Origin of the sequence: Micromonospora sp. M61, from assembly GCF_018070245.1 — a bacterium.
Classification (GTDB): domain Bacteria; phylum Actinomycetota; class Actinomycetes; order Mycobacteriales; family Micromonosporaceae; genus Micromonospora; species Micromonospora zamorensis.
Window position 1 is genome coordinate 76,388 of sequence record NZ_JAGPYA010000025.1, and the last position, 18,207, is coordinate 94,594.

Here is an 18,207-nt window from a genome sequence, read left to right on the forward strand (position 1 = left end):
GCCCTCGGCACGAATGGTGTTGGATGGTCGCCATGTCCGGTACCCAGGAGCCGCTGGTCGAGGTCGATCGGCTCGCCGCCGAGCTCGACGACGCCGATCCGCCCACCCTGCTCGACGTCCGCTGGCGGCTCATCGGCCCGCCCGGCCACCACGACTACCTCGCCGGTCACCTGCCCGGCGCGGTCTTCGTCGACCTGGACACCGCGCTCTGCGGGCCGCCCGGCGTCGGCGGTCGGCACCCACTGCCCGACCCGGCCGCGTTGCAGGCCGCGTTGCGGGCCGCCGGCGTCCGCGCCGGTCACCCCGTTGTGGTGTACGACGGTGGCGACGGCCTGGCTGCCGCCCGGGCCTGGTGGACGTTGCGCTGGGCGGGGCACCGGCCGGTGCGCCTGCTGCACGGTGGCTTCCCGGCCTGGGTCGCCGCAGGCCTGCCGGTCTCCACCGAAGCGCCAGCCCCGACCCCCGGCGACATCGTCGTGCGTCCCGGTGATCTTCCGGTGCTCGACGCGGGGCACGCCGCCGAGCTGGCCGCTGCGGACGACGCGGTGCTGCTCGACGTGCGGGCGGCACCCCGCTACCGGGGCGAGGTCGAGCCGATCGACCCGGTCGCCGGGCACGTGCCGGGAGCGGCGAACCTGCCCGCCGGGGAGTACGTCGGCCCGGACGGGCGCTTCCCGGCCGCCGATGTGCTGAGCGAGCGGTTCGCCGCCGCCGGGGTCACCGGGGCGCGGGCTGTCGGGGCGTACTGCGGCTCCGGGGTGACCGCCGCGCAGGCGGTGCTCGCGCTGCACCTGGCCGGTCGCACGGACGCCGCGCTCTACGTCGGTTCGTGGAGCAACTGGGTGGCCGACCCGACCCGGCCGGTCGCCTCCGGACGGACTTCCGACCGCTGACCAGCGCGTGCGGTGGGCCGACGAAGGTCCTCGTGCGACGATGGGCTCATGTCCGACGACACTGTGGTGGTGTGGGACGAGTCGCTGCTCGCCTACGACATGGGTGACCATCCGCTCGACCCGGTCCGGGTGGAGTTGACCATCGCGCTCGCCCGCGAGCTGGGCGTCCTGGATCGCCCCGGGGTGCGCATGGTCAAGCCGGAGCCCGCCGACGACGCCGCGCTGACCCGGGTGCACGACCCTGCCTACCTGGCTGCCGTGCGTGCCGCGCCGCGCGATCCGCTCTTCGCCGGGTACGGGCTGGGCACGTCCGACAACCCGGTCTTCGAGGGGATGCACGAGTCCAGCGCGCTGATCGCCGGCGCGACGATGGCTGCCGCCGAGGCGGTCTGGCGCGGTGACGCACGGCGGGCGGTGAACGTGGCCGGTGGCCTGCACCACGCGATGCCCGCCCGAGCCTCTGGCTTCTGTGTCTACAACGACCCTGCGGTGGCCATCGCCCGGCTGCTCGACCTGGGCGCCGAGCGGGTCGCGTACGTGGATGTCGACGTGCACCACGGCGACGGTGTGCAGCAGATCTTCTGGAACGACCCCCGGGTGCTCACGATCAGCCTGCACGAGACCCCGCTGGCGCTCTTTCCGGGCACGGGCTTCCCGGACGAGACGGGTGGGCCGGGCGCGCAGGGCAGCGCGGTCAACATGCCGCTGCCGCCGGGTGTCGAGGACAGCGCCTGGCAGCGGGCGTTCCACGCCATCGTGCCGTCGGTGCTGCGCGCGTTCCGGCCGCAGGTGCTGGTCAGCCAGTGTGGCGCCGACGGGCACCGACTGGACCCGCTCGCCGACCTCAACCTGACGGTGGACGGCCAACGAGCCACCTACCTGGCGATGCGGGCACTCGCCGACGAGCTGTGCGACGGTCGGTGGGTGGCCACCGGCGGTGGTGGGTACGCCCTGGTCGAGGTGGTGCCCCGGGCGTGGAGTCACCTGCTGGCCGTGGCCACCGGTGACCCGATCGCCCCGGCCACGCTCACCCCGCTCGCCTGGCGGGAGCTGGTCGCCTCCCGTCGTCTGGGCCGGGAGGTGCCGTTGCGGATGACCGACGACGCGGACCCGTCGTTCGAGCCGTGGCAGCCGACCGGCGAGCCCAACGCGGTGGACCGGGCGATCGCCGCGACCCGCAAGACGGTCTTCCCGTTGCTCGGGCTCGACCCGTACGACCCGCGGGACTGAGCCGGGCCAGGGGAGGGCCACGCCGGTGACGACCGTGAGCCAACCGGTGGACGTGCTGCTCAGCGACGGCAGCACCGTCCAGTTGCGACCGATCGACCCGTCCGACGCGCCGGGCATCGTGGCGATGCACAGCCGCTTCTCCGAGCGCACCCGCTACCTTCGGTATTTCTCGCCGTACCCGCGCATCCCGGAACGGGATCTGATCCGGTTCGTCACCGTCGACCACCGCGACCGGGAGGCGTTCGTGGTGCTGGCCGGCGACCAGATCGTCGCGGTCGGCCGTTACGAGCGGCTCGGCCCGCAGGCCCCGGAGGCGGAGGTGGCCTTCGTCGTGGAGGACGCCCACCAGGGCCGGGGCATCGGCTCGGTGCTGATGGAGCACCTGGCCGACGCGGCCCGGCGCAACGGGATCATGAGCTTCGTCGCCGAGGTGTTGCCGGCCAACGGGACGATGCTGCGCGTCTTCGCCGACTTCGGCTACCAGGTCCAGCGTGAGTACGCCGACGGTGTGGTGCACCTGAGCTTCCCGATCGCGCCCACCGAGGCCACGCTGGAGGTGCAGCGTGGCCGGGAACACCGCACCGAGGCCCGTTCCATCGCCCGGCTGTTGGCCCCACGTGGCATCGTCGTCTATGGCGCCAGCGCGACCGGTCAGGGCGTCGGCGCCGCGGTGCTCGGGCACCTGCGCGACGGTGGTTTCACCGGCGTGGTGGTGCCGGTGCATCCGAGCGCGTCGACAGTGGCGGGGCTGTCCGCGTACCCCTCGGCGGTTGAGGCCGGGACGCCGGTGGACCTGGCGGTGGTGGCGGTCCCGCCGGGGGCGGCGACCGCTGTGGTCGCCGACGCCGCCGCCGCGGGGGTGCACGGCCTGGTCGTCATCTCGGCCGGCTTCGCCGAGGCCGGCGCCGAGGGCGCGGCCACGCAGCGGGCGCTGGTCCGCGCGGCGCACGCCGCCGGCATGCGGGTGGTCGGCCCGAACTGCCTGGGCGTGGCCAACACCGACCCGACGGTACGCCTCAACGCCACCCTCGCCCCGGCGCTGCCGCCGGCCGGTCGGGTGGGCATCTTCAGCCAGTCCGGCGCGTTCGGGGTGGCGCTGCTGGCCGAGGCGGACCGGCGCGGTCTGGGGCTGTCCAGCTTCGTCTCGGCCGGCAACCGGGCCGACGTCTCCGGCAACGACCTCCTCCAATACTGGCAGGACGATCCCGGCACCGACGTGATCATGTTGTACCTGGAAACCTTCGGTAACCCGCGTAAGTTCGCCCGGCTGGCCCGGCGGATCGGCCGTGCCAAACCGGTCGTGGCGCTCGCCTCGCCGGCCCGCCCGGTCGGGGTCGGAGACACCGCAGGCCCGGACGAGGTGGCGGTGGCCGCGCTCTTCGCCCAGTCCGGGGTGATCCGGGTGGACACCGTGCCGGAGCTGCTCGACGTGGGTGTGCTGCTGGCCAACCAACCGTTGCCGGTCGGCGGACGGGTCGGTGTGGTCGGCAACTCCTCGGCCCTGACCGGGCTGGCCGCCACCGCCTGCGTCGGGCACGGCCTCACGGTGGCCGACGGTCATCCCCGCGACGTCGGGCCGAGCGCCGGTGCCGCCGAGTTCGCCGCCGCTCTCGAGGAGACGGCCGCCGACGAGGGGGTGGACGCCCTGGTGGTGGTCTTCGCCCCGCCGCTGCCCGGGCAGCTGACCGATGTGGACGCCGACGTGACCGCCGCGCTGCCGGCCGCCCTCGCGCTGGGCAAACCGACAGTGGCGACGTTCCTGGTCGGCCGGCTGCCGCCGGGAGTGCCCGCGTACGGGGGCGTGGAGGAGGCGGTGCGGGCACTCGCCCGGGTGCACCGGTACGCCGAGTGGCTGCGCCGCCCGCCCGGGCTGGCACCCGAGCTGCTCGGCATCGACCGGGCCGCCGCGCAGGCCGCGCTCCGCGCCGACGGCACCGACCCGGGTGCGCTGCTGGCCGCGTACGGCATCGACGTGGTGGCCTCGGTGCCCGTCGACTCGGTCGGCGCGGCCGTGGACGCGGCGACGCGGCTGGGGTTCCCGGTGGCGCTGAAGGCGGCGGATCCCGGGCTGCGGCACCGGGTCGACCTCGGCGCGGTCCGGCTCGACCTGCCCGACGAGCCGACCCTCCGCCGGGCGTACGCCGAGCTGGCGGCGACCTTCGGCGCGGACGTGCTGGTCCAACCGATGGTGCCGCCCGGTGTGGCCTGCGTGGTGGAGTTGGTGGAGGACCCGGCGTTCGGGCCGGTGGTCGGCTTCGGCCTCGGCGGGGTCGCCACCGAGCTGCTGGGCGACCGGGCCTGGCGGGCGGTGCCGCTGACCGACCGGGACGCGGCCGAGCTGGTCGACGAGCCCCGGGCGGCGCCGTTGCTGCGGGGGCACCGGGGCGCCGCGCCGGTCGACCGGGCGGCCCTGGCCGACCTGCTGTTGCGGGTCGGTCAGCTCGCCGACGAGCAGCCCCGGGTGCGGTCACTGACCCTCAACCCGGTGCTCGCCCGCCCGGACGGCATCTCGGTCCTGCACGCCCAGGTGCGCGTCGGCGGTGTGGTTGCCCGCCCGGACACCGGCCCCCGCCGCCTGTGACGGGGGCGGTCAGGCGCGGCTGGAGATCTGCTGGACGGCCCAGGCATTGCCGTCCGGGTCGGTGAAGAAGACGAAGCCGACATTGTCCAACGGGTGCGGCGTGGGGCTTGGGCTGGCACCCAGCACCTGGACGTCGCTGACCTCCACGCCACGTTCGACCAGCTCCGCGTGGGCCCGCTCGATGTCGGGCACCACCAGTTGCAGACCCTTGAGCGACCCCGGTGGCATGTCCGGGACGGCGCCCTTGCCGATCACGATCGAGCAGCCGGAGCCGGGCGGGGTCAGCTGGATGATGCGCGCCTCGTCGCCGATCACGGTGTCGTGGTCCACCACGAAGCCGAGTTGCTCGGCGTAGAACTTCTTGGCCCGGTCCAGGTCGGTGACCGGCACGATCACCACTTCCAGCGTCCAGTTCATGGTTGCTCTCCTCGTATCGTCGTTGTGGAACGCAGCAGGTCGGCGAGCCGCGTGTAGCTCTGCCCGACCCCTCGGGTCATCGGGTAGCGCAGCACGGTGTCCCGCCCCTCCGTGGTGGCGTAGCGCAGCGTGGTGGTGACCGTCGTCCGGCCGGCCAGTTCGGTGAACTCGTGGCCGACCAGCGTCTCGCCCGGGTAGGACTGGTCGTCGAACAGCTCGGTGCAGACCAGCCGGTGCGGTGGCTCGATCTGCCGGTAGGCCCCAGCCTGGACCATCCGCTCGCCCTCCGGGCCCTGCGACACGAACCGCCACCGCCCGCCGACCCGCAGGTCGACATCGCACTCCACCAGCCTCCAGCCGCGCGCGCCGTACCACCGGACCAGCAGCTCGGGTCGGGTGAAGGCGGCGAACACCAGGCGTGCCGGTGCCTCGAACAGCCGGCTCAGCACGATCTCCCGATCACCTGGGGTGTGGACGACGAGCGGGTCGTCGACGCTGCTCACCCGCGCGACCCGTCCGGTCGGGAGTGTCGACGGGGGGTGTCGGTCTGGTCGACGGCCTGGAGTTCGTCGAGCAGCGCGTCGAGGCGCTGATAGCTCTCTGCCCAGTAGTCGCGGTAGTCGGCGAGCCAGGCTGTCGCCTCCCGCAGCGGCCGGGCCTCCAGGCGGCAGGGTCGGCGCTGGGCGTCCCGTCCCCGGCTGACGAGGCCAGCGCGTTCCAGCACCTTGAGGTGCTTGGAGATGGCCGGTTGGCTCATCGCGAAGGGTGCTGCCAGCTCTGTCACGGTCGCCTCCCCGGTCGCGAGACGGGCGAGGATGGCCCGTCGGGTCGGGTCGGCCAGCGCCGCGAAGGTCGCGTCCAGCAGTTCGGTGCCCACCACGTATAACCTCCTGGTTTTATAACCACATGGTTTCTACCGTGGATGGTGTCACCGGTCAAGCACCCCGACAGCATGGAAGGCCCCGGCGAACCGCCAGGGCCTTCCATGAGCAGGTGCGTCAGCAGGCGTACGACTCCAGGCGCTGGGCCCGCTCCGGCGCGCGCAGCTTCAGCAGCGTCACCTTCTCGATCTGCCGGATCCGCTCCCGGGACAGACCGAACTCCCGACCGACCTCGTCCAGCGTGCGCTGCCGGCCGTCGTCGAGACCGAACCGGAGCCGGATGACCGCCTGCTCCCGCTGGGACAGGGTGGCCAGCACGATGCTCACCTCGTTGCGCAACTCACCCTGGGCGGCGGCGTCACCCGGCTCGGTGCGCGGGTCCACGGAGGCCACGAAGTCGCCGAGCGCGCTCTCACCGTCGTCGCCGACGGCCTGGTCCAGGCTGACCGGCTCCCGGTCGTAGGAGATCAGCTCGATGACCTGGATCTCGGGGATCTCCAGGGCGCGGGCCACCTCGGCGACAGTGGGCTCGCGGCCCAGCGTCACCGCCAGCTCGCGGCGGGCGCGGACCATCCGGTTGACCTGCTCGACCATGTGCACCGGGATGCGGATCGTGCGGGCCTGGTCGGCCATCGCGCGGGTGATCGCCTGCCGGATCCACCACGTCGCGTACGTGGAGAACTTGTAGCCCTTGGCGTAGTCGAACTTCTCCACCGCCCGGATGAGACCGAGGTTGCCCTCCTGGATCAGGTCGAGGAACGCCATGCCACGGCCGGTGTAGCGCTTGGCGATGCTGACGACCAGCCGCAGGTTCGCCTCCAGCAGGTGGTCCTTCGCGGCCCGGCCCTCCGCGACGATCAGCTCCAGGTCGGCCCGCAGCTCCGCGGAAACCGGGGTGCAGGTGGCGAGCTTCTCGTCGGCGAACAGGCCGGCCTCGATCCGACGGGCCAGGTCGACCTCCTGCGCGGCGGTCAGCAGCTTCGTGCGGCCGATCCCGTTGAGGTACGCCCGGACCAGGTCGGTGGAGATGCCACGCTCGTCGGTGGCGTCCAGGTCGGTGAGGACCTCGGAGGTCCCGTCGGTGTCGGTCGTGGTGGCCGGGCGCATCCGGTGTTCCGTCATCTGAAGGGCCATCTCTGTCTCTCCCCGTTTCCACGTCTGTGCCGTGTCTCCGGCCCAGTGGTGCCGGTGTGCACACAGCTTGGCGGTCGGGGCGTAAAACGGGAGTGAGGCGATCGGGCACCCGACAGGAATCAGGTCGGATCTCTGGTGCGGTGTGTCGTCCCCGTGTGCGGTTGCCCGCCCCGACTACGTTGCGGACGGCCGGTCAGCTCGGGTCGGCGACGACGAAAGATGGAGGACGGCGTGGTCTTCAAGCGGCTCATGAAGGCGATGGGGGTCGGCGGCCCATCGGTGGAGACGGTGCTGGCCAACCCGAACTGCCGCCCGGGCGGCCAGCTGGAGGGCCGCATCCAGGTGGTCGGCGGCGACCACCAGGTCGACATCGACCACGTGACTCTCGGTCTGGTCACCCGGGTCGAGGTGGAGAGCGGCGACAACGACTACGACACCACTCAGGAGTTCCGCCGCCAGCAGATCACCGGCGCGTTCCGGCTGGAGCCGGGGCAGCGCCACGACATCCCGTTCCGCTTCGACGTGCCGTGGGAGACACCGGTCACCGAGCTGTACGGGCAGCACCTGCACGGCATGACGATGGGCCTGCGTACCGAGCTGGAAGTCGCCCGCGCCGTCGACAAGGGTGACCTGGACGCCGTGTCGGTGCACCCGCTGCCCGCGCAGGAGCGACTGCTGGACGCGTTGCTGCGACTGGGCTTCCGATTCGCCCGCGCCGATGTGGAGCGTGGGCACATCTACGGCGTACGACAGACGTTGCCCTTCTACCAGGAGATCGAGTTCGGCCCGGCGCCCCAGTACGCCCGCTCGATCAACCAGTTGGAGGTCACCTTCATCGCCGACGCGCAGCAGATGCAGGTGGTCCTGGAGGTCGACAAGCGCGGCGGCGTGTTCACCGAGGGGCGGGACGCCTTCGGCCGGTTCACTGTTGACCACGCCACCGCCGACCGCACCGACTGGACCGCCGAACTCGACAACTGGCTCCGCCAGTCCCTGTCCCGCCGAGGCCTCTTCTCCTGACCTCAACCCCTTGGTGCCCTCTCCGTTGATCAAGAGGTTTGCGTCATGGAAAGGCCGAACTCTGACGCAAATCTCTTGATCACCAACGGGGGTGGGGTTAGAGGTCCAGGAGGAGGGTTCGGGGGCCTACGTTGGTGCTTTCCACCAGCATGTGGGCGCGGAAGCGGCCGGTTTCCACCGGGGCGTTGCGCTGGCGCAATGCGTCGACGACGGCGGTCACCAGTGGTTCGGCCACCTCGGCGGGGGCAGCTGCCGTCCAAGTTGGACGGCGACCCTTGCGGGCGTCTCCGTAGAGGGTGAACTGGCTGACCACCAGGATCGGCGCGCCGGTGTCGGCGGCGGACCGCTCGTCGTCCAGGATGCGCAACTCGTGCACCTTGCGGGCCATCGTCTGAGCGGTCTCCGCGGTGTCGGTGTGGGTCACCCCGAGCAGCACCAGCAGGCCGTTCTCGATCGCGCCGACCACCTCGCCGTCCACTGTCACGCTGGCCCGCCCGACGGTCTGCACCACCGCACGCATCAGCAGCCCGCCGCAAGGCAGCCCGCTGCAGCGCAGCGTGCCGCAACGCAGCCCGCCGCAACGCCGGCAGCCGGCGCAGAGCCTGCCCGCGTCACGCCTTCACCGCCTCGATGAAGCCGCGCTCCACCAGGTGCGCCACGATCGGGCCCGCGGCCTCGGCCATCTCGTCGGGCTCGACGTCGTGCGCGGCGGCGAGCAGGGCGAGCTGGTCGCGCAGCGGCAGGCGGCCGTCGGCGCCGCCGACCAGGGCCAGCACCAGCGGGTCGATCTCCTCGGTCCAGCGCAGGCCGTGCGGCATCGCGAGGACCTGCCGATCCACCCCCCAGCCCTCGTCACCCATGGTGGCCTCCTGGCGCAGTTGGAGGCCCTCGGCGGCCCGGTAGCGCTCGGCGAGCAGCGCTTCGGTGTCGCGTACCCGCAGGAAGTCCTGGCGGTCGAACCAGGCGGCCACCTGGTCGCCCAGCGGCGGCTGCACCCGCTGGCGCAGGTCCTCCACCCGGACCACCGGGTCGGCGTGCCCACCCCGCCGCAGCGACACGATGCCGAAGCCGATCCCCTCCACCTTGTGCGCGTCGAACCAGTCGAGCCAGGCGGCCATCCGCCGCGGGTCGGTGGTCTCGCCGGCGTCGGTGAGCCACAGGTCGACGTACGCCATCGGGTCGGCCACCTCGCGCTGGATGACCCAGGCGTCCAGGCCGGTCCCGGAGAACCAGCCGGCGACCCGCTCGTCCCACTCCTCGCCGGTGACGTGCACCCAGTTCGCCAGGTACTGCATGGTGCCGCCCTCGGTGAGCAGGCCCGGGGCGGCGGCGGCCAGCTCGGCGCCGATCGCGTCACCGACCCGGCCGGAGTCACGGTAGACGTGCGTGGTGGTGCCCGGGCCGACCACGAACGGCGGGTTGCTGACCACCAGGTCGAAGCGCCGGCCGGCAACCGGGGCGACCAGGTCGCCGCGCAGCAGCTCCCAGTCCTGACCGTTGAGGGCGGCGGTGGTCGCGGCGAAGCGCAGGGCCCGCTCCGAGAGGTCGGTGGCGGTCACCGAGTCGGCGTGGGTGGCCAGGTGCAGGGCCTGGACGCCGGAGCCGGTGCCGAGGTCCAGCGCGCTGCCCACCGGTTGGCGGATGGTCGCACCGATCAGGGTGTGGGTGGCCCCGCCGATGCCGAGCACGTGCTCGGCGTGCAACGGGCGACCCGGTCGGGCACTGGCCGGCACGTCGGCGAGCACCCACCAGTCGTCGCCGTACGGCTCCAGGTCGACGCCGGCACGCAGCCCGTCGCCGTACCGCTCGACCAGCCCACCGGCCAGCGCCTCCTCCAGGCTCAGCGGCGCCAGCGCGGCGGCCACCTGCGCTTCCGGCTCGGTCTGGTCGCAGATGAACACCCGGATCAGGGTGCCCAGTGGGTCGCCGTCCTCGGTGGCGCGCAGCGCGGCCCGGTAGTCGTTGCGGGCGACGGCGGTGGTCGCCTGGGCGCCCAGGCGCTCGGCGATGCCGTGGCTGGTGAAACCGGTCCGGGTCAGCGCGTCGCGCAGCGCGTCGACGCCGGCGGGGGAGAGCAGCATGTCGTGTTCGTCCACCCCGACATCCTGCCTGCCGTCGCGGAGAAAGCCGTCACCACCCGCGAGATTCGACCCCGACCTCCGGCCGCTTCAGCTCCGCACCGGTCGGGGCCGAGGGCCCGCCGGGCACCGCCACGACCAGGTCCGGCGGTACGACCGTCGCCAGCCCTCGACGTGCGGCCATCCGGTCGACGACCAGGGCGTACGCGGACAGCACCAGCACGTCGACGAGGACGAGCTGCCATGGGGCGTCGGCCATCGTCTCGTCGGCGCTGAGCCCGCCGAACGCCGCCGCCAGGGTGAACGCGGTCAGATTGTTCACCACGTGCAGCGCGATCGCGGCCTCGAGCCCGCCGGTTCGCACCGTCAACCAGCCGAACAACGCGCCCATGAATGCCAGGTCCAGGAAACCCCAGATCGTGCCCCAGCCGTGTGCCGCGGCGAAGAGCACCGCCTGAAGGGCGATCGCGGGCCAGGGTGAGCGAAGGTACGCGCCAACGGCCTGTAACAGCCAGCCCCGGAAGGCGTACTCCTCCGCGGCGGCCTGGAACGGCACCAGCAGCAGGACCATCAGCAGGCCGGCGGCGAACTCCGGCCCACCCACCCACGTGTCCGCCGGGGCGAGCACCGAGCTCTCGCCGGTCAGCCCGAGCAGCAGGTCCGCGCCGAACAGCATGACGATGATCAGCGGCGTGGCGATCAGGAGGCAGCGGCCGAGCCAGTTCCACCGCAGCCGGCCGAGCACCGACGAGAGCGTGCCTGCGGGCCGGCGCTGCACGAGCCAGGCCGCGCCGAACAGAAGTGGGAGTAACAATGCCAGCGAGGCGATCAGCAGTGCGGCGTCCGGAATCGGGCCGAAGGTGGGAAGCCCGTCGGCGTCGTACGGGCGGTTGGTGAGCTCGGCCACGACGGCGGCGACGCCGAAGAGCAGGCAGAGGACCACCACCGACGAGACAACCAGCGCGACGGTGCCGACGAGGGGCTGCCACCAGCGGTGCCGGGCAGTGCGGCCGAGCCGGTGGTACGGGGAACCGGGCGGGGCGGTCCAAAGCATGTCGTCGAGCGTGGCAGACGAGCGCCACGTGTCGCGAGACGATCGGAGCGTCGACGTCCGCCCGGATCGGTGGGCCAGGCAGGATGGTCCGCATGACGCTAGTGCTGCCCATCGACCCAGAGGCCAACCGGTTGCTGGAGCGCAGCCCACTGGCCCTGCTCATCGGGATGACCCTGGACCAGCAGGTGCCGATGGAGAAGGCCTTCTCCTCGCCGTACGTGCTGGCGCAGCGGCTCGGCCACGAACTGGACGCGGTCGAGCTGGCCGGGTACGACCCGGAGGCCCTGGTCGCGCTCTTCGCCCAGCCGCCCGCGCTGCACCGGTTTCCGAAGGCGATGGCGGCCCGGGTGCAGGAGGTCTGCCAGGTCCTGGTGGAGCGCTACGACGGTGACGCGGCGCTGCTCTGGGCCGACGTCGCCGACGGACCGGAGCTGCTGCGCCGGGTCTCCGGGCTGCCCGGCTTCGGCAAGCAGAAGGCGCAGATCTTCGTGGCTCTGCTCGGAAAGCGGTTCGGGGTCACCCCGCAGGACTGGCGGACGGCGGCCGGCGGGTACGGCGACCCGGGCGCGTACCGGTCGGTGGCCGACGTCACCGACGCCGACTCGTTGCGCCAGGTGCGGGAGTACAAGCAGCAGATGAAGGCAGCGGCCAAGGCGAAGACCGCCGGCGGCTGAAAGCGACCGGCCTGGTGAGGGCTGTCGCTCAGGCGGCGGTGGGGTGCGCCAGCGAGGCCAGCGCGCGCCGGACGTCGGCCAGCGAGACGGTCGCGGAGTCGTCCAGGTCGGCGAGACCGGCCTCGATCCACTGGCGCATCAACGTGGTGACCCCGATGCCTCGGGCGTCGGCGGCGGCCCGCACCCGCTCGTACGTCTCCAGTGGCAGCCGGACCGACCGGCTCACCATCGGCACGTCGGTGTCGGGGGCGGGGAGGTCCACCCCCGGGCCCTCGTCGATCAGCTCGGCGATGCGGTCGTCGCCGCTGTGGAACTGCTTGGTCGCGTCGTTTCGGTGCATCGTCACGGCCTCCTCATCGGCGAGATCTCCGCACGGCCTCGTCGTAGCGCTTGGACTCGGCGTCGCTCAGCTCACGAGCGGAGAGGATGTCCCAGTCGTTGTCGGTGCCATCGGCCTCGGCGAGCAGCACCGCCAGTCGGCGGCCCCGACGGGCGGCGGCGTAGACCACCATCACGTCGTCACCCAGATGGCGGATCACCCGTCGGGCGCTGTGCAGCGCCTCCCAGACTTCCCCGGGTGTGACGTCGTAGACCCTCAGGTTGGCCAACGCCTCGTCGGTGAAGCTGAACCTGCTGCCCACGCCAGGCAGCGTACCACGCACGTAACACGCAACGGGATGAGTCGAAGTTCGCTGATCACGGCCCTGCGGTGACAGGATGAGGCGTAACCCCCTCGAGGAGGTCCATGGTGAAGCGTCAGGCGTACCAGCCGATTCTGATCACCGACGCCTCGCGCAGCCAGGGTGACCAGCTCACCAGCCGTCAGCGCCGCTACGTCCTGATGATGGGCATCCGGGTGGCCTGCATCATCGCCGGCGCGATCCTGGTCGGTGCGAACGCCCCGCTGCTCTGGCTCTGGCTGCCGTTGTGCGCCCTCGGCATGGTGCTCATCCCCTGGCTGGCCGTGCTGCTGGCCAACGACCGGCCGCCGAAGGAAGAGCACCGGCTGGCCAACAGGTTCCACCGCCGGCACACGGACGACACCCCGCCGATGAGCCTCACCGCCGAGGAGCGCCCGCACAAGGTCATCGACGCCGAACCCTGACCCGCGAACGGGCCAGGGTTCGAGCACTCGGGAGCCGCAGCCGTGCGCTGGCGACTAGGGCTGCGGTCGTGCGCCGACGGTGGAGACGGCCAGCGCCCCCAGATCGGTGGCGCGGCTCAGCGCCGCGGCCGGGGTGGCACCCGCGAGCCAGGCGGTGAGCAGGCCAGCCGCGAAGGCGTCCCCGGCCCCCGTGACATCCACCACGGCAACCCGCCGGGCCGCAGCCACGCGGACCGCCGCGGTGCGGTCGACCCAGACCGCGCCGGCCCCGCCGCGCTTGACCACGACCCGCCGGGCCGTCGCCGACAACGCCCGCCCCTGCGCCGCCGGGTCCAGCCCACCGGCGAGCACGGTGGCCTCGTCCGCGTTGACCAGCAGCAGGTCGACGTCGCGTACCCAACTCAGGAACGCCGCCGCGCCCACTCGCCGCAGCGGCGCCGCGGAGGCCGCGTCGACGCTGGTGGTGAGCCCACGCTCGCGCGCGGCGGCCAGCGCCCGCAGCCCGGCGTCGCGCGACCCGGCGTCCAACAGGGTGTACGCGGACAGATGCAGATGCCCTGCGTCGGGCACCGCCGCGAGGGCCCGCTCGACGTGCGCGCCGGTCAGCCGCAGGTTCGCGCCCCGCTGGCTGACCATGGTGCGCTCGTCGTCGGTGGCCAACACGATCACCGTGCCGGTCGCCACGCCCTCGACGCGTTCGATCGCGCAGTCGACACCCGCCCGCTCCAACTCGGCCACCCGGTCCCGTCCGGCGTCGTCGTCACCGACGGCGCCGACGAGCGTGACGTCCACCCGCTGCGCCGCTACCCAGGCGGCGGTGTTGGCCGCCTGACCGCCGCCGCCGATGCTGATCTCAGCTCCGGTGTCCGAGCCGGCCGCGAGCGGCCCGGACAGCACGGCGACCACATCGGTGATCACGTCCCCGACGACGACCATCCGGGCCGGTCGGGTCATGCCGGGGCGGTGGTGCGGCGGGCCGCTGCGGCGACCGCGATCCGCGCGGCCAGGTCGGCGTTGCGCAGGATGATCCGGACGTTCACCGCCAGGCTCGCGCCCTCGGTGGCCGAGTGGAAGTACGACAGCAGGTACGGCGTCACGGCCTTACCGGTGACCCCGTCCCGCTCCAGCAGGGCCAGGCCGTCGGCGAGCGTCCGGTCGTGCAGCTCCGGGTCGAGCTGCTCCTCGACCGGCAACGGGTTGGCGACGAGCAGTCCGCCGGTGTGCACGGCGTGCTCGTCGCGGGCGGCGAGCACGGCGGCGACCTGCTCCGGCGAGTCCACCGACCAGTCCAGGTCGAAGCCGGCGTCGGTCAGGTAGAAGCCGGGGAACCGGCGGGTGCGGTAACCGACCACGGCGACCCCGAGGGTCTCCAGCCGCTCCAGCGTCGCGCCCACGTCGAGGATCGACTTGACCCCGGCGCAGACCACCGCGATCGGAGTCTGGGCCAGGGTGCCCAGGTCCGCCGACTCGTCGAAGGTGTGCGCTGCCTCCCGGTGCACCCCACCCAGCCCGCCGGTGGCGAACACCCCGATCCCGGCCGCGGCGGCCACCGCGCTGGTCGCGGCAACGGTAGTGGCGCCGTCCGCGCCGGTCGCCGCCGCCAGTGCGAGGTCGCGGACGGAGAGCTTGGTCACTCCGTCGACGGTGGCGAGGCGGGTCAACTGTGCGTCGTCCAGACCGACCACCAGCCTGCCGCTGATCATGCCGATCGTCGCCGGGACGGCCCCGGCGTCCCGGACCGTCTGCTCGATCTCCCTGGCCACCCGCAGGTTCTCCGGCCGGGGGAGGCCGTGCGAGACGATGGTGCTCTCCAGGGCGACGACGGGCAGGCCGTCGCGCAGGGCTTCGGCGACCTCGGTTCCGTAGCTGATGCGAAAGTCATTCACACCAGCACGGTACGGGGTGGGGCATGGGCCGGCCTCAAGTGGACCCGGCCGTGATGACCTGCCAAACTTGTCGGTTGGAGGTGCAGACGTGAGCACAGAGGTTCTCGAGCGTCCGGAGCTGAAGGACGCCGACACCGGTCCCGAGATGTTCCACTACGTCCGCAAGGAGAAGATCGCCGAAAGTGCCGTCATGGGCACCTACGTCGTCGCGCTCTGCGGCGAGACGTTCCCGGTCACCAAGGCGGCCAAGCCGGGTTCTCCGGTCTGCCCCAAGTGCAAGGAGATCTACGACTCGTACCGCGAGTGAACCTCGGCCGGTGCTCCGGCCGGCGACGTAGCCTGCGGCGGTGACCACCTCCACCGCCCTGCTCCTCGCCGACCTGACCGGGGTGGCGGTGTTCGCCGCATCCGGGGCGTCGGCGGCGGTGGCGAAGCGACTGGACCTGTTCGGCGTCGCTTTCGTCGGTTTCGTGGCCGCCCTCGGCGGCGGGATCTTCCGGGACCTGGTCATCGACGAGGTGCCGCCGCTGGCCTTCGCCGACTGGCGGTACGCGGCCACCGCCGCGATCACCGCCCTCGCCGTCTTCTGGCTGCACCCGCAACTGGCCCGACTGCGCACCACCGTCCTGGTGCTGGACGCGGCTGGCCTGGCACTGTTCACCGTGACCGGCACGCTCAAGGCACTCGACGCCCGGGTGCCAGCGGTCGGCGCCTGCCTGATCGGCATGCTCACCGCCATCGGCGGCGGGCTCGGCCGCGATCTGCTCACCGCCGAGATCCCCGTCGTGCTGCGTCGGGAGATCTACGCCCTCGCCGCGCTGGCCGGCTCGGTGCTGGTGGTGCTGCTCTACGTGACCGGGCAGACCGGGCCCGTACCGCTCACCGCCGCTGCCGCCCTGGTCTTCGGGCTACGTCTGATCGCGCTGCGTCGGCGCTGGTCCGCGCCGGTGGCGACGCTGCGCCCGCCGCGTGCCGATGGGGCGGATCCCCGCGCCGACCGGGAGTGGTGAGGCCATCCGCGCCAGGGTGGCGAATGTGACCAGCGTGGCGTCGCCTGGGCCGTGGGGCTCGCGCTGGTTATGCTGAGTCGGCCTTCGCGGCAGCTTCTGCGCGGAGGCGTTTTCATGGGCGGCGGTCATCGTGGCCCTCGCCCCGGGTCCGCCGTCGTGCGGTCGGAGAGGAGCTTTCGCGTGGCAGCCCGGACGCCGGTGCTCGAGACGTTCCCGGCACTACGCGCCTGGCAGCGCAAAGCCCTGGTGGAATACCTGCGTCGGCGCACCGAGGACTTCACAGCGGTCGCCACGCCGGGCGCCGGCAAGACCACCTTCGCCCTGCGGATCGCGGCCGAGCTGCTCGGTGACGGCACCGTGGAGGCGGTCACCGTGGTCGCCCCGACCGAGCACCTGAAGAACCAGTGGGCCGACGCCGCGGCCCGCGTCGGCATCCAGCTCGACGCCGCGTTCCGCAACGCCGACGTGCACTCCGCAGCCGACTTCCACGGCGCGGTGGTCACCTACGCCCAGGTGGGCATGGCACCGCAGGTGCACCGGCGGCGCACCATGACCAGACGCACCCTGGTCATCCTCGACGAGATCCACCACGCGGGTGACTCCCGGTCCTGGGGAGACGGGGTGAAGAACGCCTTCGACCCCGCCGTACGCCGGCTGATGCTCACCGGGACACCGTTCCGCTCCGACGACAACCCGATCCCGTTCGTCAGCTACGAGCGGGGCGGAGACGGGCTGCTGCGCTCACGCGCCGACTCCGTGTACGGCTACTCCGACGCCCTGCGCGACGGCGTGGTCCGGCCGGTGCTCTTCCTGGCGTACTCCGGGGAGACCCGTTGGCGGACCAATGCGGGGGAGGAGCTGGCCGCCCGCCTCGGTGAACCGATGACGCAGGACCTGGTGGCGCAGGCGTGGCGTACCGCCCTGGACCCGGCCGGGGACTGGATGCCGCAGGTGCTGCGCGCCGCCGACGCCCGACTGACCGTGCTGCGCAACGCGGGCATGGCCGACGCCGGTGGTCTGATCATCGCCACCGACCAGCAGACCGCCCGCTCGTACGCCAAGCTGATCGAGCAGGTGACCGGCGAGAAGGCCGCCGTGGTGCTCTCCGACGACCAGGGTGCGTCCGCGCGGATCGCGACGTTCGCGGCGTCCGACCAGCGATGGCTGGTCGCGGTGCGGATGGTGTCCGAGGGTGTCGACATCCCCCGACTGGCGGTCGGCGTCTACGCCACCAGCGCCAGCACGCCGCTCTACTTCGCCCAGGCGATCGGCCGGTTCGTGCGAGCCCGACGGCCAGGTGAGACCGCGTCGGTCTTCCTGCCCAGCGTGCCGCACCTGCTCGGCCTGGCCAGCGAGATGGAGACCGAACGGGACCACGTCCTCGGCAAACCCAAGGAATCCGACGGGCTCGACGACGATCTGCTGGAACGGGCGCAGCGCGACGACCAGGCCAGCGGCGAGTTGGAGAAGCGGTTCGCCGCGCTCTCGGCCACCGCCGAACTGGACCAGGTGATCTTCGACGGCGCGTCGTTCGGTACCGCGGCCCAGGCCGGCACCCCGGAGGAAGAGGAATACCTCGGCCTGCCCGGCCTGCTCACCGCCGACCAGGTGTCGCTGCTGCTGACCAAACGGCAGGCCGCACAGCTCGCCGCCCAACGCCGCCGTACCGCCGACGGGGCCGCTCAGCCGGCCTCTGCGCCCACGGCGGCGCCACCGGCACCCATGAGCGCCGCTCAGCGTCGCGTGGCGCTCCGGCGCCAACTGAACGCCCTGGTGGCCGCTCGCCACCATCGCACCGGCCAGCCGCACGGCAAGATCCACGCTGAGCTGCGCCGGCTCTGCGGCGGCCCTCCGAGCGCCCAGGCCACCATCGAGCAGCTCGAGGAACGCATCGCGACCGTCCAGACCCTCTAGACCTGCCGCATCGGCGATGCCTGCGGCCGAGGTCTGCGGCGATGCCTGCGGCGATGCCTGCGACCGTGCTTGCTTCCGGCGTGATCCACTCGGTTTCCTTGAAAACGCGGTATCTCGAGCGCGAGGAAAGCGCGACTTCCGTGAAGTCGAGCGGATCACGGGCTGGCCTGGGGTGAGACCGAGGTTTACGTGCCCGGGACGCCCGCGCGTGCCCTCTGCGGAGCGTCCCTACTTCAAAGATCGCGCAGTAACCGGGATGTAGTGGCATCGGCGCGTCGATGAGGCCACTACATCCCGGTTCGAGCAGGATCTTGGGCGCGGGGCGCGGGG

The 18,207-nt window shown here is 72.5% G+C and carries 20 protein-coding genes; 9 read left to right on the forward strand and 11 right to left on the reverse strand.

Annotation, left to right across the window (positions count from 1 at the left end; genetic code table 11):
• Nucleotides 1-32: 32 nt before the first annotated feature.
• The 3 genes from KBX34_RS16540 to KBX34_RS16550 are packed head-to-tail and all read left to right on the forward strand — an operon-like array spanning nt 33 to nt 4,704.
• Complete coding sequence (locus KBX34_RS16540; RefSeq protein ID WP_210925718.1) at nt 33-893, forward strand: sulfurtransferase; 861 nt, start codon at nt 33-35, stop codon at nt 891-893.
• Between the two features lie 48 nt (nt 894-941).
• A complete protein-coding gene (locus KBX34_RS16545) occupies nt 942-2,123 on the forward strand; it encodes an acetoin utilization protein AcuC (RefSeq protein ID WP_210925720.1) in 1,182 nt (393 codons plus the stop codon).
• 25 nt (nt 2,124-2,148) lie between these two features.
• Nucleotides 2,149-4,704 (forward strand): bifunctional GNAT family N-acetyltransferase/acetate--CoA ligase family protein, encoded by a 2,556-nt coding sequence (locus KBX34_RS16550; protein ID WP_210925723.1) that lies wholly within the window; start codon nt 2,149-2,151, stop codon nt 4,702-4,704.
• A 9-nt stretch (nt 4,705-4,713) separates the two neighbouring features.
• On the opposite strand, the gene KBX34_RS16555 is transcribed toward KBX34_RS16550, so the two are convergent.
• From KBX34_RS16555 to sigB, 4 genes are all read right to left on the reverse strand, one after another.
• Complete coding sequence (locus KBX34_RS16555) at nt 4,714-5,121, reverse strand: VOC family protein (RefSeq protein ID WP_088946792.1); 408 nt, start codon at nt 5,119-5,121, stop codon at nt 4,714-4,716.
• Complete coding sequence (locus tag KBX34_RS16560) at nt 5,118-5,624, reverse strand: SRPBCC family protein (RefSeq protein WP_210925725.1); 507 nt, start codon at nt 5,622-5,624, stop codon at nt 5,118-5,120. Before KBX34_RS16560 ends, KBX34_RS16555 begins: the two co-directional genes overlap by 4 nt.
• On the reverse strand, nt 5,621-5,998 hold the full coding sequence (locus KBX34_RS16565; protein WP_210925727.1) for a helix-turn-helix transcriptional regulator: 378 nt from the start codon (nt 5,996-5,998) through the stop codon (nt 5,621-5,623). The genes KBX34_RS16560 and KBX34_RS16565 overlap by 4 nt, the downstream gene beginning before the upstream one ends.
• Nucleotides 5,999-6,119: 121 nt before the next feature.
• Nucleotides 6,120-7,136 (reverse strand): RNA polymerase sigma factor SigB, encoded by a 1,017-nt coding sequence (gene sigB, locus KBX34_RS16570; protein ID WP_370452985.1) that lies wholly within the window; start codon nt 7,134-7,136, stop codon nt 6,120-6,122.
• A 231-nt stretch (nt 7,137-7,367) separates the two neighbouring features.
• On the opposite strand from sigB, the gene KBX34_RS16575 reads away from it, so the two are divergent.
• A complete protein-coding gene (locus KBX34_RS16575) occupies nt 7,368-8,156 on the forward strand; it encodes a sporulation protein (RefSeq protein WP_210792390.1) in 789 nt (262 codons plus the stop codon).
• Between the two features lie 97 nt (nt 8,157-8,253).
• Here KBX34_RS16575 and dtd read toward each other — a convergent pair whose 3' ends face one another.
• From dtd to KBX34_RS16590, 3 genes are all read right to left on the reverse strand, one after another.
• The gene (dtd, locus tag KBX34_RS16580; RefSeq protein WP_210925729.1) at nt 8,254-8,676 is read right to left on the reverse strand and encodes a D-aminoacyl-tRNA deacylase; all 423 of its coding nucleotides are present in this window, start codon (nt 8,674-8,676) and stop codon (nt 8,254-8,256) included.
• 91 nt (nt 8,677-8,767) lie between these two features.
• Complete coding sequence (locus tag KBX34_RS16585; RefSeq protein ID WP_210925731.1) at nt 8,768-10,252, reverse strand: methyltransferase; 1,485 nt, start codon at nt 10,250-10,252, stop codon at nt 8,768-8,770.
• 34 nt (nt 10,253-10,286) lie between these two features.
• Nucleotides 10,287-11,288, reverse strand: coding sequence for a CPBP family intramembrane glutamic endopeptidase (locus KBX34_RS16590; protein WP_210925733.1), 1,002 nt, complete (start codon nt 11,286-11,288; stop codon nt 10,287-10,289).
• A gap of 83 nt (nt 11,289-11,371) precedes the next feature.
• Between KBX34_RS16590 and KBX34_RS16595 the strand changes: the two genes are divergently transcribed.
• On the forward strand, nt 11,372-11,962 hold the full coding sequence (locus KBX34_RS16595) for an HhH-GPD-type base excision DNA repair protein (RefSeq protein WP_088946796.1): 591 nt from the start codon (nt 11,372-11,374) through the stop codon (nt 11,960-11,962).
• A 28-nt stretch (nt 11,963-11,990) separates the two neighbouring features.
• Here KBX34_RS16595 and KBX34_RS16600 read toward each other — a convergent pair whose 3' ends face one another.
• Together KBX34_RS16600 and KBX34_RS16605 are read right to left on the reverse strand one after the other, a co-directional pair.
• The gene (locus KBX34_RS16600) at nt 11,991-12,302 is read right to left on the reverse strand and encodes a hypothetical protein (RefSeq protein ID WP_088951534.1); all 312 of its coding nucleotides are present in this window, start codon (nt 12,300-12,302) and stop codon (nt 11,991-11,993) included.
• 13 nt (nt 12,303-12,315) lie between these two features.
• Nucleotides 12,316-12,603: a hypothetical protein gene (locus KBX34_RS16605; RefSeq protein WP_088946797.1), complete on the reverse strand. Its 288-nt coding sequence runs from the start codon at nt 12,601-12,603 to the stop codon at nt 12,316-12,318.
• 104 nt (nt 12,604-12,707) lie between these two features.
• On the opposite strand from KBX34_RS16605, the gene KBX34_RS16610 reads away from it, so the two are divergent.
• Entirely contained in the window at nt 12,708-13,067 is a 360-nt protein-coding gene (locus KBX34_RS16610) for a DUF3099 domain-containing protein (protein ID WP_172861971.1), read from the forward strand.
• 54 nt (nt 13,068-13,121) lie between these two features.
• Here KBX34_RS16610 and KBX34_RS16615 read toward each other — a convergent pair whose 3' ends face one another.
• Together KBX34_RS16615 and KBX34_RS16620 are read right to left on the reverse strand one after the other, a co-directional pair.
• Nucleotides 13,122-14,021, reverse strand: a complete 900-nt coding sequence (locus KBX34_RS16615) for a carbohydrate kinase family protein (RefSeq protein ID WP_088946798.1) — start codon at nt 14,019-14,021, stop codon at nt 13,122-13,124.
• The gene (locus KBX34_RS16620; protein ID WP_210925735.1) at nt 14,018-14,953 is read right to left on the reverse strand and encodes a pseudouridine-5'-phosphate glycosidase; all 936 of its coding nucleotides are present in this window, start codon (nt 14,951-14,953) and stop codon (nt 14,018-14,020) included. Before KBX34_RS16620 ends, KBX34_RS16615 begins: the two co-directional genes overlap by 4 nt.
• An 88-nt stretch (nt 14,954-15,041) precedes the next feature.
• On the opposite strand from KBX34_RS16620, the gene KBX34_RS16625 reads away from it, so the two are divergent.
• From KBX34_RS16625 to KBX34_RS16635, 3 genes are all read left to right on the forward strand, one after another.
• Entirely contained in the window at nt 15,042-15,260 is a 219-nt protein-coding gene (locus KBX34_RS16625) for a DUF3039 domain-containing protein (RefSeq protein WP_088946800.1), read from the forward strand.
• Between the two features lie 40 nt (nt 15,261-15,300).
• Nucleotides 15,301-15,963, forward strand: a complete 663-nt coding sequence (locus KBX34_RS16630) for a trimeric intracellular cation channel family protein (RefSeq protein ID WP_088946801.1) — start codon at nt 15,301-15,303, stop codon at nt 15,961-15,963.
• A 180-nt stretch (nt 15,964-16,143) separates the two neighbouring features.
• On the forward strand, nt 16,144-17,877 hold the full coding sequence (locus tag KBX34_RS16635; RefSeq protein ID WP_088946802.1) for a DEAD/DEAH box helicase: 1,734 nt from the start codon (nt 16,144-16,146) through the stop codon (nt 17,875-17,877).
• Nucleotides 17,878-18,207: the final 330 nt, after the last annotated feature.